The sequence below is a fragment of the Actinoalloteichus spitiensis RMV-1378 genome, from assembly GCF_000239155.1.
Lineage (GTDB): Bacteria > Actinomycetota > Actinomycetes > Mycobacteriales > Pseudonocardiaceae > Actinoalloteichus_B > Actinoalloteichus_B spitiensis.
The window spans coordinates 1-20,304 of sequence record NZ_AGVX02000054.1 but is presented as its reverse complement, the minus strand read 5'-3'; the positions used below and the strand labels follow the sequence as shown (position 1 = coordinate 20,304).

Genomic DNA, 20,304 nt, shown 5'->3' with positions numbered 1-20,304 from the left:
ACCCGGGCCGCGCGGCGGTCCGGTGGTGACTCCGGGACGTCGAGGGGAGGCTCCTCCCCGGCCGCGATCCGGGACGCAACGAGGGGCCCCGGAACCGGGACCCCTCGTCGTGGTGTGGTGTCGCGCGTTCGCGCGGCTACTGCTGGTTCGGCGTGGGCAGCACGGCGGTCCCGTCGGCGTTCGCCTGGTTCTCCTCCGCCCGTTCCTCGGCCGGCTGCTGCCCGTCCTCACGCGCGGGCAGCCGCATGATCGTGGTGCCCTCGTCCGAGGACTCCGCCGCGTCGGCGCCGGTGTCCTCGGCGGCCGTCGTGGGCGGCTCCTCCCCGGCGGCCCGCTCGTCCTCGGGCCGGGGGATCGCCATCACCGTGGTGCCCTCGTTGTCCTCGCCGGCCGGTGTGGACCCCGCCCCGGTGGTCGTGTCCGAGGAGCCCTGGTCGGTGGCCGGCGGTGGGGCCGCCGTCTCCTGGGTCACCTGGGTGCCGGTGGCCTGCTGCGGGGCCTGGGGGGCCTGCGGCTGGGGTTGCTCCAACCGCACCTGCGAGACGGCGTCCTGGGGCGCGGCGGGCACGTTCACCGGCACCGAGGCCGACTGGTCCCACACCCGGGTCCGCTGCTGGGGGTGGCGCTGGACGACCGTCTCCTCCGCCCCGTTGTGCTGCTGGTTCGGCGGTTGCTGGCCGGGCGCCCAGCCGGGCACGGGTGGGCCGGCGGGAACCGGGTGGAAGTGGGGCCGAGGGAAGTGCTGGGTGGGCGGGTCGTGGCGTGACTGCGACCCCGCCGGCAGCGCGGGAGGCTCCACGGGCTGCTGCTGGTCCTCGTCCGCGAGGTCGAGCAGCGGCCCGGCCTCGACGAAGACCGCCCGGATCGCCTTGAGCTGCTGGGCCAGCCGGCCACGGGTCTGGCGCAGGGTGTCGACCTGGCGCTGGGCCTGGCCAATCCGCCGGTTGGCCTCCTCGGTGGCTTCCCGCACCCGGCGGTGCGCCTCGTTCGTGCTCTCCTGGAGGCGCCGGTTGGCTTCCTCGGTGGCCTCCCTGACCCGCCGCTCGGCCTCCGCCTTGCTGTGGGCCTCCTGCTCGGCCAGCGCCCGCATAGCCTCGTTGCGGCGGGACGACATCGCCATCTCGAAGTCGTCCTCGACCTGCTGACGCCGGGCGTCGGCCTCGGCGTCCGCCGCCTGGCGGGTCTGCTCGGCCTGCCGCAGGTACTCCTGGGCGTCGTGCTCGCCCTTCTGCCGGATGGCCTCGGCCTCCTGGCGGAGCCGCTGGGCCTCCGCCTCGCCCTGCCGCCGGATGTTCTCGGCTTCCTGCCGGATGCGGTCCGCGTCGGCCTCGCCCTGCTGGAGGACCTCCTGGGCGGCGGCCCGGATGCGCTCACCCTCCTGGTTGGCCTTGTCCAGGGTGGCGCGGTGCTCGGCCTCCATCTCGGCGCGCCGCGTGTCGTTCTCGGCGATGAGCCGCTCGTACTGGTTCCGGAGGCCGGCGGCCTCCTTCTCGGCCTTCGCCTGCATCTCGGCCGCGTCGGTCTCGGCGCGGGCCCGGATCTCGTTGGCCTCCTCCTGCGCCAGCCGGAGCATCCGTTGGAGGCGCTCGCTCATCCCCTCCAGGCTGGTGGGGGGCTGGCTCATCCGCTCCAGCTGGGAGTGGAGGCTCTCGATCTCGGAGCGGGCAGCCTCCAACTGGCGGGCCAGGTCACCAGCCTGCGACAGGGCCGCGTTCCGGTCGGCCGCGAGGATGCGCAGGTCGGCGTCCAAGCGCTCGAGGTGCTCGTCGACCTGAGCGCGGTCGTAACCACGTTTGGCGACGTCAAAGCCGGAGCCAAGGGGGAGTAGGTCACGGTCGTCGGCAAGGCCCATGAGTGTCACGCTACCTGGATAGCCGGAGGGTTCGGGTCATCTGCCCGCCATTGTGGTTCACGTGTCCCTAGATCGCCGGGCGACGCGACCGCGCAGGGTTGACCGGTCGGCCAACCAAGGCGCATCCTGGGGTAGTTCCTGCAGGAACGGAGGTGGTAACCATGACTGGAAAGTGGTCACGTTGGCAGGACTGGGCAGCGTTCGCGCTCGGTGTCTACACGGTGATCTCGACCATCTGGCTGGACGTCACCGCGGGCACGGCCTGGACCATGATCGTGCTCGGCGCGCTGCTGGCAGCCAGCGGTCTGTGGTCGCTCGCGGCACCCGGTTCGGTGGCCAGCGAATGGACCCACATGCTCTTCGGGGTCCTGTTGTTCCTGGCGCCCTGGGTCATCGGGTACACCGAGCAGGGCGGCGCGGCGTGGACCTCGTGGATCGTGGGTGTGCTGACGGTACTGGTGAGCGCGGCGGCCCTTCCCGAGGCGAACACCGCCCACCGGGGGGTGATGGCCCACTGAGCGGACGTCGCCGGCCACACCGCCGGCGGTGTCCCCACGACCGGCGTGCCCATAACGTGTCCAGTGCCGAAGAGGCGGACCCGTTGTGGGCACGACCGGCGTATGGGGAGGGTCAACGGTGAGCGTGGCGGACGCGGCGGCAGGCTCGACGAGGAGCGGCAGGGTGCGGCGGACAGGCCAGCGGAACGGGGTCGGGGCGCGGGAGCGGATCCTGACCGCCGCGGGGGAGTTGTTCGCCGAATCGGGGTTCGACGCGACGCCCACCTCGCGGATCGCCGAACGGGCGGAGGTCCCCAAAGGGCTGGTGCACTACTACTTCCGCCGGAAGCAGGACCTGTTGGCGGCGCTCATCGAACGGCTGCCCGACGTGCGCGTGGACCTCACCTCGGTCGTCGTACCGGGGGACGTCGCGACCAGCCTGCGCCAGCTGGTGGCCGCGCTCGACCGGGGACTCGACGCGTCGCCGCTGCTCTCCCACCTGCTCTGGCGGGAGACCGACACCCATCCCGCCGTTCGTGACGCGCTGGACGCGCGACTGCGGGGGATCGTCGCCCAGATCCGGGAGGTGCTCATCGCCGCCCGGCGGGTGCCCGCGGTGACGACGACGGAGGCCGCGCTGGTCGGGGACCCGTCGGCCGGAGCGGGCGAGGGGTACGACGACATCGAGAGCGCGGCCGCGCTGCTGGCCCTGGCGGTCAGCTACCGCCACTCGGTGGCCCGGCACACCCAGCCCGCGGACGTGCTGGACCGGGAGTTGGAGTTCGTCGCCCGGGCGCTGGAAACCCGGTGACGGTGCCGGCGGGGTGGCCGGAGGCCGTTGGCCGGGCGGCCGGACGAGTGCGGCCGGACGCTCCAGCCGGGTGGTCGGGGTGGAGCAGGGGTGGACCGCTGCCCCTGGGCCGTTCGAGTGAGGGCTTGGCCGCGACCTGGTGAAGTATTCACGTTGCATGCACGATTCCTGTCCGAAGCCCACGCGAGGTGGGCCGCTCGGACGGAGTAGTCATGCGCATATCGAGCAACGGACGAGATCCCGCCGGCCGCTGGCGGCGGCGGATGACGGCGGCCGCGCTGGTGGCCCTGCTACCAGTGACCGCCTCCGGCGCGGCCGACGGCGAGGAGCGGACCGCGACCACCATTACCCTCCCCGGCCTCTCCGAGGAGGTCGAGATCCTCGTCGACGAGTGGGGAATCCCGCACATCTTCGCCGCCAACACCGACGACCTCTACCTGGCGCAGGGTTTCAACGCCGCCCGCGACCGGCTCTTCCAGATCGACCTGTGGCGCAAGCGCGGCCTCGGCGAGCTCGCCGCCGACCTCGGGCCCGACTACGTCGAACAGGACACGGCGGCCCGGCTCTTCCTCTACCGGGGGGACATGGAGGCCGAGTGGGCGAGCTACGGGCCCGACGCCGAACGCACCGTGACCGCCTTCGTCGCCGGTATCAACGCCTACCTGGGGTGGTTGGAGGAGAACCCCGAGCAGCTCCCGCCCGAGTTCGTCGAGCTCGGGTACGGGCCCTCCCGGTGGGAACCGGAGGACGTCGTGCGGATCCGCAGCCACGGGCTCACGCGGAACCTCACCAGTGAGGTCGCCAGGGCGCGCGTCGCCTGTGCGGCCGGCATCGAGGCCGACTCGGTGCGCCGCGGTCTCGAACCGGACTGGACCACCGAGGTCCCCGAGGGGCTCGACCCCTGCGCCGTGGGGGACGAGGTGCTCGACACCTTCCGCTTGGCCACCAGCGGAGTCGCGTTCGCCGACGGCGAGGTCCGGGTTCTCGAGGCCGAGGACCCGACCGTGGTGGGCAGCAACAACTGGGCGATCGCGCCCGAGCGGACGAGCACCGGGCGCCCGATCCTCGCCAACGACCCGCACCGCGCCTACTCGGCCCCGGCCCTCCGGTACGTCACGCACCTGTCCGCTCCGGGACTGGACGTGATCGGCGCCGGTGAGCCCTCCCTGCCCGGCGTGTCCATCGGGCACAACGGCACGGCGGCCTTCGGCCTGACGATCTTCTCGATCGACCAGGAGGACCTCTACGTCTACGAGCTCGACCCCTCCGACCACGACCGGTACCGCTACGGCGACGGGTGGGAACGCGTGGAGGTCGAGGAGCAGCGGGTCGAGGTCGCCGGCGGGGACGTGGTGCCCGTCGAACTGCGGTACACCCGGCACGGCCCCCTCATCCACATCGACGAGGACCGGAACCTCGGCTACGCGGTGCGCACGGCGTGGAGCGAACCGGGGATGTCCCCCTACCTCGGCAGCCTCGCCTACCAGGGAGCCCGGAGCTTCGACGAGTTCGAGGAGGCGATGCGGACGTGGGGTGCGCCGACCGAGAACCAGGTGTACGCCGACGTCACCGGTGAGATCGGCTGGGTGCCCGGTGGGCTCGCTCCGGAGCGCTCCGGCTACGACGGCCTGCTCCCCGTCCCCGGCGACGGGCGCTACGAGTGGACGGGCTTCCACGACGGAGCCGAGCTCCCCCGTTCGCGCAACCCCGCCGAGGGGTACGTGGCGACCGCCAACGAGATGAACCTGCCGCCGGACTTCCCCCACGAGCAGTACGGGCTGGGGTACGAGTGGACCAACCCGTTCCGGTTCCAACGCATCACCGAGGTGCTCAACCAGGACACCGACCACGGCCTGGCCGACTCGGCCGCCCTCCAGCTCGACCAGCTGTCCCTGCCGGCACGGCGGATCACCGCGCTGCTGTCCGGGCTGGAGCCCGGGGACGCGGCCACCAGCCGGGCCCGCGACCTCCTGACCGGGTGGGACCACGTGGAGACCGCGGACTCGGGGCCGGCGGCCCTGTTCGAGGTGTGGTTGTCCCGGCACCTCGGCCCGGCTTTCGTCCGCCTGGCCGTTCCCGAGGCGGCCGACGTCATCGAGCAGCCCGACACCCTGGTGCTCGTGGAGGAGCTGGAGAACCCCGGCCGCTGGCTCGACCACGAGGAACGGGACGAGCTGCTGCTCACGACGCTGCGGGCCGCCTACCGGGAGACCGGTGACCTGCTCGGCGGGAACGACCGCCGGTGGGAGTGGGGGCGGTTGCAGCACACCCTGTTCGCGCACCCCGCCGGCCGGGGCGGGGCGGGCGCCGACCCGGCCGACCTCGACGTGGGGCCGTTCCCCCGGGGAGGGTCCAAGGACACGGTGAACCAGTCCTCCTACCGGACCTCCGACTTCCGGCAGACCAACGGGCCGTCCTTCCGCATGGTCCTCGACGTCGGCGAGTGGGACCGGTCACTGGTGATCAACGGGCCAGGCCAGTCCGGTGACCCGAGCAGCCGGCACTACCGCGACCACGCCGAGCGATGGCGCGACGGCGAGTTCGTGCCCCTGCTCTACAGCCGCGCCGAGATCGAACGGCACGTGGGAGAACGGATCGTCCTGCTGCCCGGCTGAGCCCGGCGGTGCCTCGCGGCGAGGCGGCGGCCGGCGGGGCTCCGGGTCCCCCGCCGGCCGCGCTGGCGCACCGGTGTCGCGTGCGACTCCACCCGCCGGGTGATTTCCTCCGGCGATCCCGGCGCGGCCGGCCGACGTGCCTCCCGGGTGCCCGTGCTGCCGGCTGCCCTCCCGGGTCACGGCAGCGCGGACTTCGGCGGTTCCACGAGCTCGATCAGGACACCCCCGGCGGCCTTCGGGTGGATGAAGTTGATGCGGGACCCAGCGGTGCCCCGCCTGGCCTCCTCGTAGAGCAGGCGGACGCCCTTGTGGCGCAACGCCGCGCTGATCGCGTCGATGTCCCACACCCGGTAGGCGAGTTGTTGCAGGCCCGGACCACGCCGGTCGAGGAAGGACGCGATCGGGGAGTCCGCGGTGAGCGGGGCGAGCAGTTGGAGCGCCGCGCCGTCCCCGGCGTCCCCGGCCGCCCGCAGCATCGCCTCCCTGGTGCCCTGTTCCTCGTTCGACTCGATGTGCACGACCCTGAGACCGAACGTGTCGCGGTAGAAGGCGATGGCCTCGTCGAGGTCGGCGACGGCGACACCGACGTGGTCGATGGCGGTGACGAACTGGCTGAGTTCCTCCGGCATTCCAGGAGGGTATGTGGCGCGGATCTCGATTACCGTGCCAGTGTGACCTTCTCGATCGTTGCCAGGGACCCGGTGACCGGAGAGCTGGGCGTCGCCGTGGCCAGCGGGGTGCTCGCCATCGGCGCGAGGGCGCTCGCCGTCGAACCGGGGCTGGCGGCGGTGGCGGTGCAGGGCGCGGCGGGAACGGACCAGCTCCACGCCCTCCTCGACAGGCTTCGGGCCAGGGTTTCCCCGGAGGAGGCGGTGCGTTCGGCGGGGCTCAGCCCGGAGATGCAGTGCGGCGTCGTCACCCCGTCGGACGCCCTCAGCTGGACCGGGGACGCCTGCCCCGGCGCCGCCGGGGGCGTCGCGCTGCCCGAGGTCGCGGTCCAGGGCAACCTGCTCACCTCCACCGAGGTGTGGGAGGCGGCCCGGGAGACCTTCCACTCCACCACCGGCCCCCTGCACCGCAGGCTCGTCGCCTCGCTCCGGGCGGCGCAGCAGGCCGGCGGCGACGCCCGGGGGCAGCAGTCGGTGGCGCTCGTGGTCCGCACCGTCGAGGGGACCGAACCGCTGCCGCTCGACCTCAGGGTGGACGACCACCGTGACCCGCTGCGCGAGCTCGGCCGCCTCCTGGACGTCCACCACGCCCACAACCTGATCGCCAGCGGTTCGTCCGTGCTGCACGAGGACATCGACATGGCGCGCCGCCTGGTCGACGCCTCGGCCCGGTTGCCCGGCGACGCCCTGCTGGCCGGGTGGGCGGCGGTCGGTGCCCTGGTGCACGGCCTGCCGGAGGCGGCGCTGCTGGTGAACGCGGCCCGCTCACAGACACCGAGGTTCGCCGCGCTCTGCGCCCTGCGCGCCTCCCACGGCGGGCCGCTCGCCCCCGCGTGGAACAAGCTCGCCGAACTGGGCTGAGACGGCCACCCCAGGCCTGGCGGACGCGCCCATCCGCCCACCACGCCCCGACCGCGCCGCACCACGCCCCCACCGCCGCGCCGGGTAACGACAGGTGTGGTCGCCGTCACCCGTCCTCGGCCCGGACCCGGCCGGTAGGGTCCGGATCAGTCGTAGGCGGAGAACGAGGGAGAACATCCGTGACCGGTTCCGTCATCGTCGCCGGAGCCCGCACCCCGATCGGGCGGCTGCTGGGTTCACTCAAGGACCAGACCGCCGCCCAGCTCGGCGGAGTCGCCATCAGGGCCGCGTTGGACCGGGCGGGAGTGACCCCCGACCAGGTCCAGTACGTGATCATGGGGCAGGTGCTCACCGCGGGCGCCGGACAGATCCCCGCCCGGCAGGCGGCGGTCGCCGGGGGGATTCCGATGGACGTGCCCGCCCTGACCATCAACAAGGTCTGCCTGTCGGGGCTCGACGCGATCGCCCTGGCCGACCAGCTCATCCGCGCCGGGGAGTTCGACGTGGTGGTCGCCGGTGGGCAGGAGTCGATGTCCCAGGCTCCCCACCTCCTCCCCGGCTCGCGGACCGGAACCAAGTACGGGGACGCCGTGCTCCGCGACCACATGGCCCACGACGGCCTCTTCTGCGCCTTCGACCAGGTGGCGATGGGGGAGTCGACCGAGCGGTACAACTCCCGGTACGGCCTGGACCGGGCCGAGCAGGACGCCTTCGCGGCGGCATCCCACCAGCGCGCCGCCGCCGCCACCGCCGCCGGGGTCCTCGCGGAGGAGATCGTTCCCGTCGAGCTCCCGGGCCGCCGGGGCGCTCCCGGCGTGGTCGTCGATCGTGACGAGGGCATCCGCCCGGACACCACCGCCGAGGGCCTCGCCGCGCTGCGGCCCGCCTTCGCCACCGACGGGACCATCACGGCGGGTTCCGCCTCCCAGATCTCCGACGGGGCGGCGGCCGTCGTGGTCATGAGCCGGGCCAGGGCCGAGGAGCTCGGCCTGGAGTGGATCGCCGAGATCGGCCCGCACGGCGTGGTCGCCGGGCCCGACGCCAGCCTCCACGAACAGCCCTCCCGGGCGATCGCGGCCGCCTGCCGCCGGGCCGGCGTCACTCCCGCCGACCTCGACCTCGTCGAGATCAACGAGGCCTTCGCCGCGGTGGGCCTGGTGTCGGCGAGGGAACTGGGCGTGGATCTCGACCGGGTCAACGTCAACGGAGGCGCCATCGCCCTCGGCCACCCGATCGGGATGTCCGGCGCCCGCCTGGTCCTCCACCTGGCGCTCGAACTCCGCCGGCGAGGCGGCGGCCTCGGCGCCGCCGGGCTCTGCGGTGGGGGCGGGCAGGGGGACGCGTTGCTGCTGCGCGTCCCGAAGGCGGAGCGGGCCGAGCGATGAGCCCTGCCGAGGTGGACGACCTGGTCCAGCGGGCGCGCGGCGGGCAGGCGAGGGCACTGGGCCGGCTCATCTCCCTGGTGGAGGGCGCCAGCCCGCGGCTGCGGGAGGTCGCCGCCGCGCTCACCCCGCACGCGGGGCACGCCCGGGTGATCGGACTGACCGGTCCGCCCGGAGTGGGCAAGTCCACGTCCACCTCGGCACTGGTCACGGCCCTGCGGGCCCAGGGCAGGACGGTGGGGGTGCTGGCGGTCGACCCGTCCTCCCCCTTCTCCGGCGGCGCGCTCCTGGGCGACCGGGTCCGCATGCAGGACCACGCCCTGGACCCGGGCGTGTTCATCCGCTCGATGGCGACGCGGGGCCACCTCGGCGGGCTCGCCTGGGCCACACCGCAGGCGCTGCGGGTCCTCGACGCCGCCGGTTTCGACGACATCCTCGTCGAGACGGTCGGCGTCGGGCAGTCGGAGGTCGACGTCATCTCCCTGGCGGACACCACCCTGGTCCTGCTCGCCCCCGGCATGGGCGACGGGATCCAGGCGGCGAAGGCGGGCATCCTGGAGGTCGCGGACGTCTTCGTCGTCAACAAGGCCGACCGCGAGGGCACGGACCAGACCGTCCGCGAACTCAAGCACATGATCTCCCTGGGCCGGCGGGAGAAGGAAGGGCCGAGCTGGCGCCCGCCGATCGTGCGGACCGTCGCCTCCCAGGCGGAGGGGATGCCCGAGCTCGTGGCGGCCATCGACGAACACCACGTCTGGATGGGGGAACACGGCGAGCTCAGCGACCGCCGGCGGCGGCGCGCGGCCAGCGAGGTCGAGGCGATCGCGGTGGAGGAGCTGCGCGGCCGGCTGGGCGACGTGCGGGGTGGTACCGCGCTGCTCGACCTCGCCGACCGCGTACTGGCTGGGGAGACCGACCCCTACACGGCGGCGGACGAGCTGGTCGCCGGCCTGCGGGGACGGCGCTGAACCTCGGCGTCCCCGGGTGCGGGACACCCGCGTGCCCGTTCCCCACCCGGCGAGGACGGGAGGGGCCGTCCGGGCGCCCTCGCCTCCGCCTGGCGCACGGTCGTCACCCTCCGGGGACGGCGGGTCCGCCAGGGGCGGGCGGCCCCTCACCCGGCGGCTTCCACCCACTCCGTGATCGTCGTCGTCCCGGCGGCCGACGGCGACCGCGTCGTCCTCCCGTCCTCCACGGTCCTGGCCGGCGCCGTGCCGCTCCTCCGGCCGTCGACCGGTAACCAGTCCAGGCTCGCGAGCGGATCCGCCGGGCGCAGCGCGGGATCGTCCACGGCGAAGGTCCTGGCCGGTCCCGGCCCCGACGTCCTGGTCTCGAACCGCACCGTCACCCTGCCGACGCCCGCTCCCTGCACCCACCCGTGCCCGTACTCGGGGTGGCGCACGTCGTCACCCGCGACCCAGCGCCGGCCGCTCCCCTCGCCGCGACCACCCGGGAGCGGGGTCGGGACGGCTCGCGGGGTGGACCCGCCGTCGCCCGCCGTGCCCGGTTCGTCCTCCGAACCGGGGGGTTCCTCGGGCCGGGCGGGGGGCGGCGCGGGGAACAGGGGCTCCTGTTCCGCCGTCGTCAGCCCGGCCAGGGACACACCCACCAGCCGGACCGGAGTGCCGGGGGGAACGGCGGAGCTGACCAGCCGCCGGGCCATCGCGGTGAGCGACGACAGGTCCGAGGTGGCGGCCCGGACGGTCTCCGAGCGGCTGACGGTGGCGAAGTCCGCGCTGCGGACCTTCACCGTCACCGTCCTGGCGGCGCGGTGCGAGCGGACCAGTCGGTGGTGCGCGGCGCTCGTCATCGAGACGGCCGCGTTCTCCAGCGCGCCGCTGTCCACCAGGTCCGTGTCGAAGGTCGTCTCCGCGCTGACCTGCTTCACCTCGGCGCGTTCCGCCACCGGCCTGGGATCCCGGCCGTGGGCGAGATCGTGCAGCTCCCGCCCCACCGCCGAACCGAGCAGGGCGGTGACGGTGGCCGGGTCGAGGTCGGCGAACTCCCCGAGCGTCTGCACCCCGATCCGCCGCAGCTTGCCCTCGGAAACCGGCCCGATCCCCCACAGCGCCCGCACCGGAAGATCGCGCAGCACCGCGCGTTGCTCCTCCGGGGGAACCACGAGCAGGCCGTCGGGCTTGGCGAGATCCGAGGCGATCTTGGCCATCGACTTGCCCGAACCGGCTCCGATCGAGGCCACCATGCCCACCTCGGAGCGGATGCGGGCGCGCAGCTCGGCCAGGACGCGGCGCACCTCCTCGACCTCGGCCCCGGCCAGTGACCCGGGTTCGACGAACGCCTCGTCCAGCGAGACCTGCTCGGCCACCGGGCTGAACCGGCGCACCAGGTCGAAGACCCGGGCGCTGACGGCCTGGTAGACGCCGAAGCGCGGCGGGATGACGGTCGCCGTGGGGCAGAGCCGTCTGGCCTGTGCCATCGACATCGCTGAGCGCGCGCCGAAGGCCCGGGCCTCGTAACTCGCGCCCGCCACGGTTCCCCGAGGCCCCGCACCCCCGACCAGCACGGGAGAGCCGCGGAGGGTGGGGCGGGTCAGCTGCTCGACCGAGGAGAAGAACGCGTCCATGTCGAGATGCGCCACCCACCGCCCGCTCCCGCTCGCCGTCGCCACCGGTCCATTACACCCCCTGACCCCGACGCAGTCCGGTGGACGGCCCCCACCGCCGGGGAACGCGGATGCGCCCAGCCCCCGGCCCGGGCGGTTGCGCGGGCCTCAGTCCTCCGGCGGGGGTGGTGTCTCCCCGGAACCCCGGGGGATCAGCCTTACCGGCAGCACGACCCGTTGCGGCGGCGAACCGTCCCCGGCCATCCGGGAGAACAGCAGCTCCGCGCCGGTGCGCCCCAGCTCCGGCACGTCCTGGCTGATCACCGTGATCGGCGGTGCCATCAGGTCGGCCAGCTCGAAGTCGTCGAACCCGACCAGGGCGGGTCGGTGCGCGCGGCCGCGCAGGGCGCGCAGCAGTCCCACGGTGATCCGGTTGTTGCCGGCGATGACCGCGGTCGCCCTGGCCGCGCCGCCACTGATGCGGGAGAGGCCGCAGGTCAGGGAGGTCTCGTCGTGCGGACCCATGAAGACGAGCCGTTCGTCGAAGGGAAGGCCCGCCAGCGCGTGACCCTCCCGGTAGCCGCGCACCCGTTCCCCCGCCGTGTAGATGTGGGGTGAGTCCCCGAAGAACGCGATCCGCCGGTGGCCGTGCCGCACCAGGTGGGCCACAGCCTCGGCGACACCACCCTGGTTGTCCACCAACACGGTGTCGGCGGCGATGTCCCCCGGCGGTCGGTCCAGGAACACGATCGGGGTGCCCGCCCGCATCTCGGGCACGAGGTAGCCGTGCTGGACCCCGGAGGGGACCAGCAACATCCCGTCGACGCGGCGGGAGCAGAACTCCAACGCCAGTTCGCGCTCCCGGACGTGGCTCTCGTCGGAGGAACCCGCGAGGACCTGGTGATCGTGTTTCCTCGCCACCTCCTCGACCGCTCTCGTCACCTGGGAATAGAAGGGGTTCGCCACGTCCTCCAGCAACAGGCCGAGCGTTCCCGTCGCCGAGCCGCGGCGCAGATTCCGGGCACCGAGATTGCGGCGGAATCCGAGTTGATCGATTGCCGACAGGACGATTTCCGCGGTGGACGGATGTACTCCGGGCTCGTTGTTCACCACCCGGGAAACGGTTTTGATGCTCACGTCGGCCAGCCGCGCCACGTCGTTCATGGTCGCACGTCGGTGGCGTCGTAATCCCTCGGGCAAGGTCGTCACAGCTAGGTCATCTCACCCGGTAGGCGCGCCGGTGTCAACAGTTCGACGGATGGCCGAACGGGCTGGACCCATTCACGGCGACCGTTTACGCCGGTAGCACAGCTTTACCGGTAAAGGGGGTTCGGGGGTATCGACGACCGGAGGTTGGAGGGAAACCTCGCATTGCGTCCGGTGGTCCCGCCTCCGGGCCGGGGAAAGTAGGGCGGTCAGTCGAATTCGCCCGTGCCCCGCGTCGAAAACGAAAGCGGCGCCACCGGCCGGGGCTGTCCGCCTCGACCCGGTCGCCGGGTGATGTGGCGCACTCAGCACACTGGGGACGGCCGGGTCGCACCCGGCGCCACCGAGTCCCAGGAGGAGTGCTGTGTTCACCACACCGGTCGGTCGCTTCCGTCTCGCCGCCCTGGCCGAGGCGGCATCCTGGGTCGGGTTGCTGGTCGGCATGTTCTTCAAGTACGTCGTGGTGCACAACGACGTCGGGGTGGCCGTCTTCGGCCGGGTCCACGCGGTGCTGTTCATCCTCTACGTCGTCGTGGCCCTGGTCACGGCCCGCGCGTTGCGGTGGAACCTGGTGACCCTGTTCTGGGCGCTGGTGGCGAGCGTTCCCCCGCTGGGCACCGTGCTCTTCGAACGCTGGGCCACCCGGAAGGGGAAGCTCGCCGAGCCGGCCCCGGTCACGACGCCCCTCGACGAGCGCGCCGCCGCCTGAGACGCCTCACCCCTCGGCCGGCTCCCGGCTGAAGTCGCCGTGCGCCAACCGGACTCCCGTGAGCAGCTGGGTCAACTGGGTCGTCTCCTCCTCGGTCAGGCCCCGCATCCCGAAGTTCACCGAGGTCACAGCGGTGGTGGCCGCCTCCATCCGCCCCCGTCCCGCGTCCGTGATCTCCACGAGCGTCGTGCGGCGGTCCGTGGGGTGCGGCGTCCTGCGCACCAGCTTGTCCCGTTCGAGCCGGTCGACGATGTTGGTGACGCTGGTGGGGTGCAACTGGAGCCGCTCACCCATCACCCTCATCGGGAGCGCCCCCCGCCGGGAGAAGGTCAACAGCACCAACGCCTCGTACCGGGCGAAGGTGAGGCTCAGGGGACGCAGCGCGCCGTCGACCGCGGACTGGAGGAGTTGCTGCACCCGCATCACGCTGGTGACCGCGGCCATCGTGCTCGAGGGCCCGATGCGCGAGGCCCAGAGTTCGGCCGCGCGCGCGATCGGATCGAACGGAAGAGGTTGCTGGGCGGTCATGACAGCTGACGCTAGCAGCGTCGGAGGTGGGCCCGACTGCTTGGCGGGTCCTGGCCCCGTCGGGTAACCCCGGTAACGGAGGCGCCGGAACCGCCGGCGCCCGAACAGGAGGTGCGTGGTCATGTTGGTCGCTTTCAGCGTCAGTCCCACGGGTGGCGCCAGGGGAGAGGAGAGCCCGGACAGCGTCAGCAACGCGGTGAGCGAGGCGGTGCGGATCGTGCGGGACTCCGGGCTCCCGTACGAGCTGTCCTCGATGTACACCACCATCGAGGGGGAGTGGGACGAGGTCATGGACGTGGTCCGCCGCGCCACCGACGCGGTGCTCGCCCGGGCGCCCCGCGCCTCCCTGGTCATCAAGGCCGACATCCGCCCCGGCTTCACCGGGCAACTGCGGGCCAAGGTCGAGCGGGTGGAACGCCGGCTGGCCGGCGGGGGCTGAGCCGGCGGCACCTCGCTCCCGCCGCCCGCGCCGGGCGGTGATCACCGCCCGGCGTCGGCACACTGGGCACGTCCCACCGGGTTCGTCGTTCGACGTCGACGCGAGCGGAGGTCAGGATGTCGGAACGCGGAACGGGGTGGAACCACCGGCCGGACGACCCCGAACCCGGCCGCCGCCGCTGGCGGGAACGCTACGAGGCCGCCACCGCCTCGGGCCGGGTCCCCGAGGTCGACGCCACGACCCTGTCCGGGGTGCCGGTGGACCCGGTCTACGGCCCCCCGCCGGGAGGGGTCGTTCCCGGCTTCGACCGCATCGGCTGGCCAGGGGAGTTCCCGTTCACCCGGGGAGCGCACCCGACCGGGTACCGGGGAAAGCCGTGGACGATCCGCCAGTTCGCGGGTTTCGGCAACGCCCGTCAGACCAACGAGCGGTACCGGAGGATCCTGGCCCAGGGGGGCGGTGGCCTCTCCGTCGCGTTCGACATGCCAACCCTCATGGGCCGGGACTCCGACGACGACCGCGCGCGGGGGGAGGTCGGTCACTGCGGGGTGGCCGTCGACTCCGCGGCCGACACCGACCTGCTGTTCGAGGGCATCCCCCTCGACCAGGTCACCACCTCGATGACGATCTCCGGGCCGGCGGTGCCCGTGTTCTGCATGTACGTGGTGTCGGCCGAACGCCAGGGGGTCGACGTCGGAGCGTTGAACGGCACCCTCCAGACCGACATCTTCAAGGAGTACATCGCCCAGAAGGAGTGGCTCTTCGCGCCGGAACCGCACCTCCGGCTCATCGGTGACCTGCTGGAGTACTGCGTGCGGAACACCCCCGCCTACAAGCCGCTATCGATCTCCGGGTACCACATCAGGGAGGCGGGGGCGACCGCCGCGCAGGAGCTCGCCTACACCCTCGCCGACGGCTTCGGCTACGTGGAACTCGGCCTCGCGCGAGGACTGGACGTCAACCGGTTCGCCCCAGGGCTCAGCTTCTTCTTCGACGCCCACATCGACTTCTTCGAGGAGATCGCGAAGTTCCGCGCCGCACGCCGGACCTGGGCCCGCTGGATGCGCGACGTCTACGGCGCCACCAGCGAGAAGGCGCAGTGGTTGCGCTTCCACACCCAGACCGCCGGCGTGTCGCTCACCGCCCAGCAGCCGGACAACAACATCGTCCGGACGGCGGTGGAGGCGATGGCAGCGGTCCTCGGCGGCACCAACTCCCTGCACACCAACGCCCTCGACGAGGTGCTCGCCCTCCCGGGTGAGCGAGCGGCGAGGACGGCCCTCCGCACCCAGCAGGTCATCGCCGAGGAGACCGGGATCACCAACGTCGCCGACCCGCTGGGCGGCTCCTGGTACGTGGAGGCCCTCACGGACCGGTTGGAGGAGGAGGCGGAACGGATCTTCGACCGGATCCGGGACATGGCGGCCCGCGCGGTCCCGTCCGGCGAGCACCCGATCGGCGAGATGACCTCGGGGATCCTGCGTGGCATCGAGGACGGCTGGTTCGGCGGGGAGATCGCCGACGCCGCCTTCGCGCACCAGCGGGCACTGGAACGAGGGGACCGGAGGCTGGTCGGGGTGAACTGCCACGTCGAACCCGCCGAGGGCGACCTGGAGATCCTCCGGGTCGGCCACGAGGTCGAACGCGAGCAGAAGCGGGAACTGGCGGCGAGGAAGGCCGCCCGGAGGCGGAACGTCGTGGCGGAGGCGCTCGACGGGATCGTCCGGGCGGCGCGCGGTGACGACAACCTGATCGAGCCCATGCTCGCGGCGGTGCGGGCGGAGGCCACCCTGGGGGAGATCTGCGGGGTCCTCCGCGCCGAGTGGGGCGAGTACACCGAACCCGCCCGGTTCTGACCCGTCCACTCCGGGAACCGGTTCGCTGACCTCGCGGCGGAGGAGCGGCGCTCCGTGCCAGGATGGGGGACGTGACGAGGCCAGATCCACGCCAGACCGCAGCTCTGTCCGCCGCGCTGTCCGGTGCGGTCGATCTATCCGCAGTGAAGGCCAGAGCCGACGCGGCCAGGCAGCAGACCCAGACCCCCGCGCCCCCGGCAGGGGGCCCCGGTGCCGGGAACGGTACCCCCGGCACCGCCTCCCCCCACGTCATCGACGTCACGGAGGCCGACTTCCAGACGGCGGTGCTGGAACGCTCCCTCCAGGTTCCGGTGGTCGTCGACCTCTGGGCCACCTGGTGCGGGCCGTGCAAGCAGCTGTCGCCCGTGCTCGAGAAGCTGGCGGCCGCCGCGAACGGCGCCTGGGTGCTCGCGAAGGTCGACGTCGACGCCAATCCGCGCATCGCCCAGGTGTTCGGCGTCCAGTCGGTGCCGACGGTCGTGGCCATCGCCGGGGGGCAGCCTGTCGACGCCTTCGCCGGTGCCCAGCCCGAGCCCCAGATCCGCGAGTGGATCGGGTCGCTGCTCGACGCGCTGCGCGACAAGCTGCCGGGGATCAGCGCCGCCGAGCAGGGGGCCGGCGCGGTGGAGGAACCCGCCGAGCCGGAGGTTCCGGAGGACCCCCGGTTCACCGAGGCCGAGGCCGCGCTGGAGAGGGGTGACTTCGACGCCGCCGAGCAGGCCTACCAGCACATCCTCGACACCGAGCCCGCCAACGAGCAGGCGCGGGACGCGCTGAACCAGGTGCGTTTCCTGGCCAGGGCGCAGGCCGCCGACCCGTCCTCGGTCGAGCGTGCCGCCGCCGCGCCGGACGACATCGACGCCCAGTTGGCGGCGGCCGACTACGAGCTGTCCGCCCAGCAGGAGGTGGCGGCGTTCAACCGGCTGATCGAGCTGGTTCGCCGGACGAGCGGCGAGGACCGCGACCGGGTACGCACGCACCTCGTCGAGCTCTTCGAACTGTTCCCCGCCTCCGACGAGCGGGTCGCCGCCGCACGGCGGTCCCTCGCCAACGCCCTGTTCTGAGCGGCCGGCGCGACGAGGCCGTGCGGCGGGGTGGCCGACAGCCGCCACCCGACCCGTCCCACGGCCTCGTCCGGGCCCGTTCGCGGGCGGTGGGGGCGCCTCCGCCCCCGTTCCGACCCGACGGGCCCGCCGCCGCTCGCACCGGCCCCTGCCGGCGGTCCTCCCCTCGCCTCGCCAGGAGCCCGCGGGCGCCCGGCCCTGCGCCGCTCGGGGTTCGCCCGCCCAGGTGAGGCGCCGGCCCGGGGCTGGCGGTAAGGAGGCCGGAACACCGCCAGCGGACGCCGCACCCCGTCCGACGACCGGGGTACCGGCGGCTGCCCGATCACCCGCTGAACTCGTCGAGGCAGGTGTCCATCCCGTCCTCGAAGCCGATGCGCAGCGACTCCACCCGGGCGAAGCCAGCGGGAATGCTGTCACCCCCGATGTCGGCGGCGATCAGGCTGCCCTCGGTGAGCAGCTCGGCGATCGCCTCGTCCAGGTCGCCGGGGGACAGCCGCACCCGGCCCGGTTGCGGCGAGCCGTCCGGCAGCAGTTCGCCGGCCCACGCCCCGACCAGGCAGGCCGTGCGCAACCCGGCCTCCTCGCCGCGCAGCGGCAGCCCCTGCCGCTCCTGGACCCAGAGCGCGTACCGGGAGGCGATTTCCGCGAACGCGGCGAAGTCGCCGATACCGCTGTCGCCCTGCCGCCTCGGTGCCGTCCCGATCACCTGGAGCGCGGCCATGTCCAGCGAGATCGTGTCCTCCGCCTCGCAGAACGAGACCGGAACGGTGCTCCCGCACGACACCCCCTGGTAGTCCAGCGCCGGCCCGTCGCCGAACCGCGCGAACACCTCGCGGAGGCTGTCGACGATCCGTTCGACGTTCTCCTCCACGATGGGCAGTTCACCTGAGTTGGCGTCACCGGGCGCGAACTCCAGCTGCGTGATGCGTCCCTCCAGCTCCTCGATGTCCATCTCCGCGCAGCGGGAGGGGCCGTCGGTGAACCCGAAGGTGAACGCCGAGACCCGGTCGAAGGCGCTGCCGTGCGCCCGGGGAGCGAGGTAGTCCGTCCCGGCCTGGTCCCTGATGAAGAACAGGGTCGCGAGGATGGCGTTCAGCCCCTCGCCGGTGGAGATCTCGAAGAACGGGGACTCGCCGTCGGCGACGTACCGGAAGTAGGCACCCGCGTAGCAGTCCGCCTGCTGCTCGGCGAGGATCGTGGGCATCGCCGGGCCCATCTGGCCTGCCTTGTACTGGACCGCGTGCCCCATCTCGTGCGCGATGACGGTGACCACCGCCATCTCGCTGAAGGTGTTGCGCAGCTCCGGGAGCAGCACGCCCCGGTCCCAGGCGATCGAGTCGTCCGACGGGCAGTAGAAGGCGTTGGGCACGCCCGTGGTGTCCATGCCGCACACCAGCACGCCCTGTCCGTCCGCGTCGTAGGACAGCAGGGTCGCCACCGGTTCGAAGGTCAACCCGGGGAAGGTCGCGGGGAACTCGACCTCCCAGTAGTCGTACAGGTCGGTCACCGCGGCGAGCGCCAGCTGGTCCAGGGGGCCGCCGTCGCTGTTCACGGCGGTGGCCCTGATGGGGGGAGTCGAGGCTCGCGGCCCGCTGGGGCCGCTCGTGATCGGCAGGCCGGCCGCCTCGTCGGGGCTGATGCTCTCCAGGGCCGAGGCCGTCCCGACGACCTCCCGGTGTCCGCAGGCCACCAGGACGACCAGGCCCACGACGAGGGCGGCCACGATGCGGGTGGGGGACGGCGTCCTGGGTGAGCTGGCCACTGCCACGCTGCTCCTGTCCGAGAGTGGGCCACGACGGGGAGCGGCGGACCGAGCTCCGTCGGTGGCACACGCGGTCTCCCGGGCCAGCAGGCTACTTTCCCGGCTCGGTGCCCACTGCCGGTTTCGCGCTTTTCGCCTGCCGGCGGGACCGTGCGTGACCGCCGCCGGCCGGGCCGCTCCCGTGCTCCCGTCGCGGAACCCGGAGCGGGTGCGGGGGCACCCTCGGCGGGCCTGGGCGTGGCCGCCGTTCGAGACGGGCCGCGAGCCGTCGACCCTCGGCGGGTGCCGGCCGAACCGGCGAAGACCCGTTCAACGAAAGAGATTCATATCGCACCGTCTGTGACTGGCTGTGGGGAGGAAGGAGGGGAGGTCGTAGCGGTGCCCCGATTGGGCGGGAAGTCGATTGGCGCTGGTCAACGCGCCTTGAGCGTCGAGCTGATCGATCACCTCTACGCCGGGGGCGAGCCGTTCCCCTGTCCCGCCACCCGCGTTCGGCTGACCCGGTCGAGCCGAGATTGATCACGGAAAGTCACCCACAGGGAGCATCAGGTCTGCGGTACGCCCGCCGAGGAGTTGTGATGGACGTGCACCGGTCCGCTCGAGCGAGGTCGGGAGGTACGGCATGGACGTGGCGATCATCGGGTCGGGCGAGATGGCACGCGGGCTGGCCGGTCGGCTGGCTCCGGCCGCCCGTTCCGTCACCGTGTACGGGCGCACGACCCGTTCAGCGGAGAGCCTGGTGGCCGGACTGGCGCGGGAGGACCACACGGTGCGGGCCGCCACCCTGGGCGACCCCGTCACCGCCGACCTGCTGGTCCTCGCCGTTCCCTTCGCGGCGTCCCCCGCGATCATCGCCCAGTACGGGGAGCACCTTCCCGGTCGCGTCCTGGTGGACGTGAGCAACCCGGACCGGGGGCTGCCCGGGCCGGGCGGGTTCCCGGAGCCGGGTCCGGCGTCGGCGGCGGAGGAGCTGGCCGGGCTGGTCCCGGCGGGCACCGTGGTGGTGAAGGCGTTCAACACCGTCACCGCCGGCGCGCTCCTGGGACCGGGCACGGTGGACGTCTTCGTCGCCACCGACGACGAACAGGCCCGGGTCGATCTGTTCACCCTCGTCAGGGCGGCGGGGATGCTGCCGCTGAACGCGGGCGGCCTGCGCGGCGCCCGCGAACTGGAGGGCATGGGGCGGCTGCACCTGGTCGTCCGCCGTGCCCTCGGTACCGCCGCGCACAGCTCCTTCGCCCTGCGGATGGTCGGCTGACCTCGGACTCGTCCGCGCCGAACCGGACGGCCGCCCTCGAGCGGCCGCAGCTCAGTCGGACCTCGGCGCTGGGCCGTTCGTCGAGGTCCGCGAGGCTGGCGCCGGGTCGTCCGTGGAGGTCCCCTCCGGTTCGTCCGCCGCCCTGGCCGGAGCCTCCACCCGGCCGACCTCCGCGCCGCTCGCCGTGTCCACCCAGCTGAGGTGGCTGACCGGCTCGCGGTCCTGGGCCGCCG

Annotated in this window: 17 protein-coding genes and 1 pseudogene; 11 read left to right on the top strand and 7 right to left on the bottom strand. The window is 73.1% G+C overall.

Annotated features, from left to right (window positions below):
- Window positions 1–904: 904 nt before the first annotated feature.
- Window positions 905–1,852: pseudogene (locus ACTIDRAF_RS34745) on the bottom strand (DivIVA domain-containing protein); the annotation flags it as partial.
- A gap of 161 nt (window positions 1,853–2,013) precedes the next feature.
- Between ACTIDRAF_RS34745 and ACTIDRAF_RS0202935 the strand changes: the two are divergent.
- From ACTIDRAF_RS0202935 to ACTIDRAF_RS0202925, 3 genes are all read left to right on the top strand, one after another.
- Window positions 2,014–2,370: an SPW repeat protein gene (locus ACTIDRAF_RS0202935; protein WP_016697229.1), complete on the top strand. Its 357-nt coding sequence runs from the start codon at window positions 2,014–2,016 to the stop codon at window positions 2,368–2,370.
- Window positions 2,371–2,533: 163 nt separating this feature from the next.
- A complete protein-coding gene (locus ACTIDRAF_RS0202930) occupies window positions 2,534–3,160 on the top strand; it encodes a TetR/AcrR family transcriptional regulator (protein WP_016697228.1) in 627 nt (208 codons plus the stop codon).
- Window positions 3,161–3,372: 212 nt separating this feature from the next.
- Window positions 3,373–5,775 carry a penicillin acylase family protein gene (locus tag ACTIDRAF_RS0202925; RefSeq protein WP_245533426.1) on the top strand — a complete coding sequence of 801 codons (2,403 nt, stop codon included), beginning with the start codon at window positions 3,373–3,375 and terminating at the stop codon, window positions 5,773–5,775.
- A 176-nt stretch (window positions 5,776–5,951) separates the two neighbouring features.
- On the opposite strand, the gene mce is transcribed toward ACTIDRAF_RS0202925, so the two are convergent.
- Window positions 5,952–6,404, bottom strand: coding sequence for a methylmalonyl-CoA epimerase (gene mce, locus ACTIDRAF_RS0202920; RefSeq protein ID WP_016697226.1), 453 nt, complete (start codon window positions 6,402–6,404; stop codon window positions 5,952–5,954).
- A 42-nt stretch (window positions 6,405–6,446) separates the two neighbouring features.
- On the opposite strand from mce, the gene ACTIDRAF_RS26960 reads away from it, so the two are divergent.
- The 3 genes from ACTIDRAF_RS26960 to meaB all read left to right on the top strand — a co-directional run bounded on the left by ACTIDRAF_RS26960 (window position 6,447) and on the right by meaB (window position 9,654).
- Window positions 6,447–7,304 carry a DUF1028 domain-containing protein gene (locus ACTIDRAF_RS26960; RefSeq protein ID WP_016697225.1) on the top strand — a complete coding sequence of 286 codons (858 nt, stop codon included), beginning with the start codon at window positions 6,447–6,449 and terminating at the stop codon, window positions 7,302–7,304.
- Between the two features lie 179 nt (window positions 7,305–7,483).
- The gene (locus ACTIDRAF_RS0202910) at window positions 7,484–8,689 is read left to right on the top strand and encodes an acetyl-CoA C-acetyltransferase (RefSeq protein ID WP_016697224.1); all 1,206 of its coding nucleotides are present in this window, start codon (window positions 7,484–7,486) and stop codon (window positions 8,687–8,689) included.
- Window positions 8,686–9,654: a methylmalonyl Co-A mutase-associated GTPase MeaB gene (meaB, locus tag ACTIDRAF_RS0202905; RefSeq protein ID WP_016697223.1), complete on the top strand. Its 969-nt coding sequence runs from the start codon at window positions 8,686–8,688 to the stop codon at window positions 9,652–9,654. Before ACTIDRAF_RS0202910 ends, meaB begins: the two co-directional genes overlap by 4 nt.
- A 146-nt stretch (window positions 9,655–9,800) precedes the next feature.
- On the opposite strand, the gene ACTIDRAF_RS26955 is transcribed toward meaB, so the two are convergent.
- Complete coding sequence (locus ACTIDRAF_RS26955) at window positions 9,801–11,285, bottom strand: DNA polymerase IV (protein ID WP_169533946.1); 1,485 nt, start codon at window positions 11,283–11,285, stop codon at window positions 9,801–9,803.
- Between the two features lie 132 nt (window positions 11,286–11,417).
- Window positions 11,418–12,413 carry a LacI family DNA-binding transcriptional regulator gene (locus ACTIDRAF_RS0202895; RefSeq protein ID WP_016697221.1) on the bottom strand — a complete coding sequence of 332 codons (996 nt, stop codon included), beginning with the start codon at window positions 12,411–12,413 and terminating at the stop codon, window positions 11,418–11,420.
- A gap of 406 nt (window positions 12,414–12,819) precedes the next feature.
- Here ACTIDRAF_RS0202895 and ACTIDRAF_RS0202890 point away from each other — a divergent pair, with 406 nt between their 5' ends.
- Window positions 12,820–13,164 (top strand): DUF3817 domain-containing protein, encoded by a 345-nt coding sequence (locus tag ACTIDRAF_RS0202890; protein WP_016697220.1) that lies wholly within the window; start codon window positions 12,820–12,822, stop codon window positions 13,162–13,164.
- Between the two features lie 6 nt (window positions 13,165–13,170).
- Here ACTIDRAF_RS0202890 and ACTIDRAF_RS0202885 read toward each other — a convergent pair whose 3' ends face one another.
- Window positions 13,171–13,692, bottom strand: a complete 522-nt coding sequence (locus ACTIDRAF_RS0202885; protein WP_016697219.1) for a MarR family winged helix-turn-helix transcriptional regulator — start codon at window positions 13,690–13,692, stop codon at window positions 13,171–13,173.
- Window positions 13,693–13,813: 121 nt separating this feature from the next.
- Between ACTIDRAF_RS0202885 and ACTIDRAF_RS0202880 the strand changes: the two genes are divergently transcribed.
- The 3 genes from ACTIDRAF_RS0202880 to ACTIDRAF_RS0202870 all read left to right on the top strand — a co-directional run bounded on the left by ACTIDRAF_RS0202880 (window position 13,814) and on the right by ACTIDRAF_RS0202870 (window position 17,051).
- The gene (locus ACTIDRAF_RS0202880) at window positions 13,814–14,131 is read left to right on the top strand and encodes a thiamine-binding protein (protein WP_026065715.1); all 318 of its coding nucleotides are present in this window, start codon (window positions 13,814–13,816) and stop codon (window positions 14,129–14,131) included.
- A gap of 116 nt (window positions 14,132–14,247) precedes the next feature.
- Window positions 14,248–15,987, top strand: a complete 1,740-nt coding sequence (gene icmA / locus ACTIDRAF_RS0202875; RefSeq protein WP_016697216.1) for a coenzyme B12-dependent isobutyryl-CoA mutase large subunit — start codon at window positions 14,248–14,250, stop codon at window positions 15,985–15,987.
- 62 nt (window positions 15,988–16,049) lie between these two features.
- A complete protein-coding gene (locus tag ACTIDRAF_RS0202870; RefSeq protein WP_211215257.1) occupies window positions 16,050–17,051 on the top strand; it encodes a tetratricopeptide repeat protein in 1,002 nt (333 codons plus the stop codon).
- A gap of 322 nt (window positions 17,052–17,373) precedes the next feature.
- On the opposite strand, the gene ACTIDRAF_RS0202865 is transcribed toward ACTIDRAF_RS0202870, so the two are convergent.
- Window positions 17,374–18,813, bottom strand: a complete 1,440-nt coding sequence (locus ACTIDRAF_RS0202865; protein ID WP_016697212.1) for a neutral zinc metallopeptidase — start codon at window positions 18,811–18,813, stop codon at window positions 17,374–17,376.
- 622 nt (window positions 18,814–19,435) lie between these two features.
- Here ACTIDRAF_RS0202865 and ACTIDRAF_RS0202860 point away from each other — a divergent pair.
- On the top strand, window positions 19,436–20,071 hold the full coding sequence (locus ACTIDRAF_RS0202860) for an NADPH-dependent F420 reductase (protein ID WP_016697211.1): 636 nt from the start codon (window positions 19,436–19,438) through the stop codon (window positions 20,069–20,071).
- A gap of 51 nt (window positions 20,072–20,122) precedes the next feature.
- Here ACTIDRAF_RS0202860 and ACTIDRAF_RS34360 read toward each other — a convergent pair.
- Window positions 20,123–20,304: hypothetical protein (locus ACTIDRAF_RS34360; protein ID WP_039785513.1), on the bottom strand; the 182-nt coding region annotated here is incomplete at its 5' end.

What these genes read in the sequence shown, in the direction of transcription:
- ACTIDRAF_RS0202895 (WP_016697221.1), bottom strand. Translation starts at nt 12,413, where the DNA reads ATGAACGACGTGGCGCGGCTGGCCGACGTGAGCATCAAAACCGTTTCC.
- ACTIDRAF_RS0202880 (WP_026065715.1), top strand. Translation starts at nt 13,814, where the DNA reads ATGTTGGTCGCTTTCAGCGTCAGTCCCACGGGTGGCGCCAGGGGAGAG.
- mce (WP_016697226.1), bottom strand. Translation starts at nt 6,404, where the DNA reads ATGCCGGAGGAACTCAGCCAGTTCGTCACCGCCATCGACCACGTCGGT.
- meaB (WP_016697223.1), top strand. Translation starts at nt 8,686, where the DNA reads ATGAGCCCTGCCGAGGTGGACGACCTGGTCCAGCGGGCGCGCGGCGGG.
- icmA (WP_016697216.1), top strand. Translation starts at nt 14,248, where the DNA reads ATGTCGGAACGCGGAACGGGGTGGAACCACCGGCCGGACGACCCCGAA.
- ACTIDRAF_RS0202925 (WP_245533426.1), top strand. Translation starts at nt 3,373, where the DNA reads ATGCGCATATCGAGCAACGGACGAGATCCCGCCGGCCGCTGGCGGCGG.
- ACTIDRAF_RS0202935 (WP_016697229.1), top strand. Translation starts at nt 2,014, where the DNA reads ATGACTGGAAAGTGGTCACGTTGGCAGGACTGGGCAGCGTTCGCGCTC.
- ACTIDRAF_RS0202860 (WP_016697211.1), top strand. Translation starts at nt 19,436, where the DNA reads ATGGACGTGGCGATCATCGGGTCGGGCGAGATGGCACGCGGGCTGGCC.
- ACTIDRAF_RS0202870 (WP_211215257.1), top strand. Translation starts at nt 16,050, where the DNA reads ATGGGGGACGTGACGAGGCCAGATCCACGCCAGACCGCAGCTCTGTCC.
- ACTIDRAF_RS0202885 (WP_016697219.1), bottom strand. Translation starts at nt 13,692, where the DNA reads ATGACCGCCCAGCAACCTCTTCCGTTCGATCCGATCGCGCGCGCGGCC.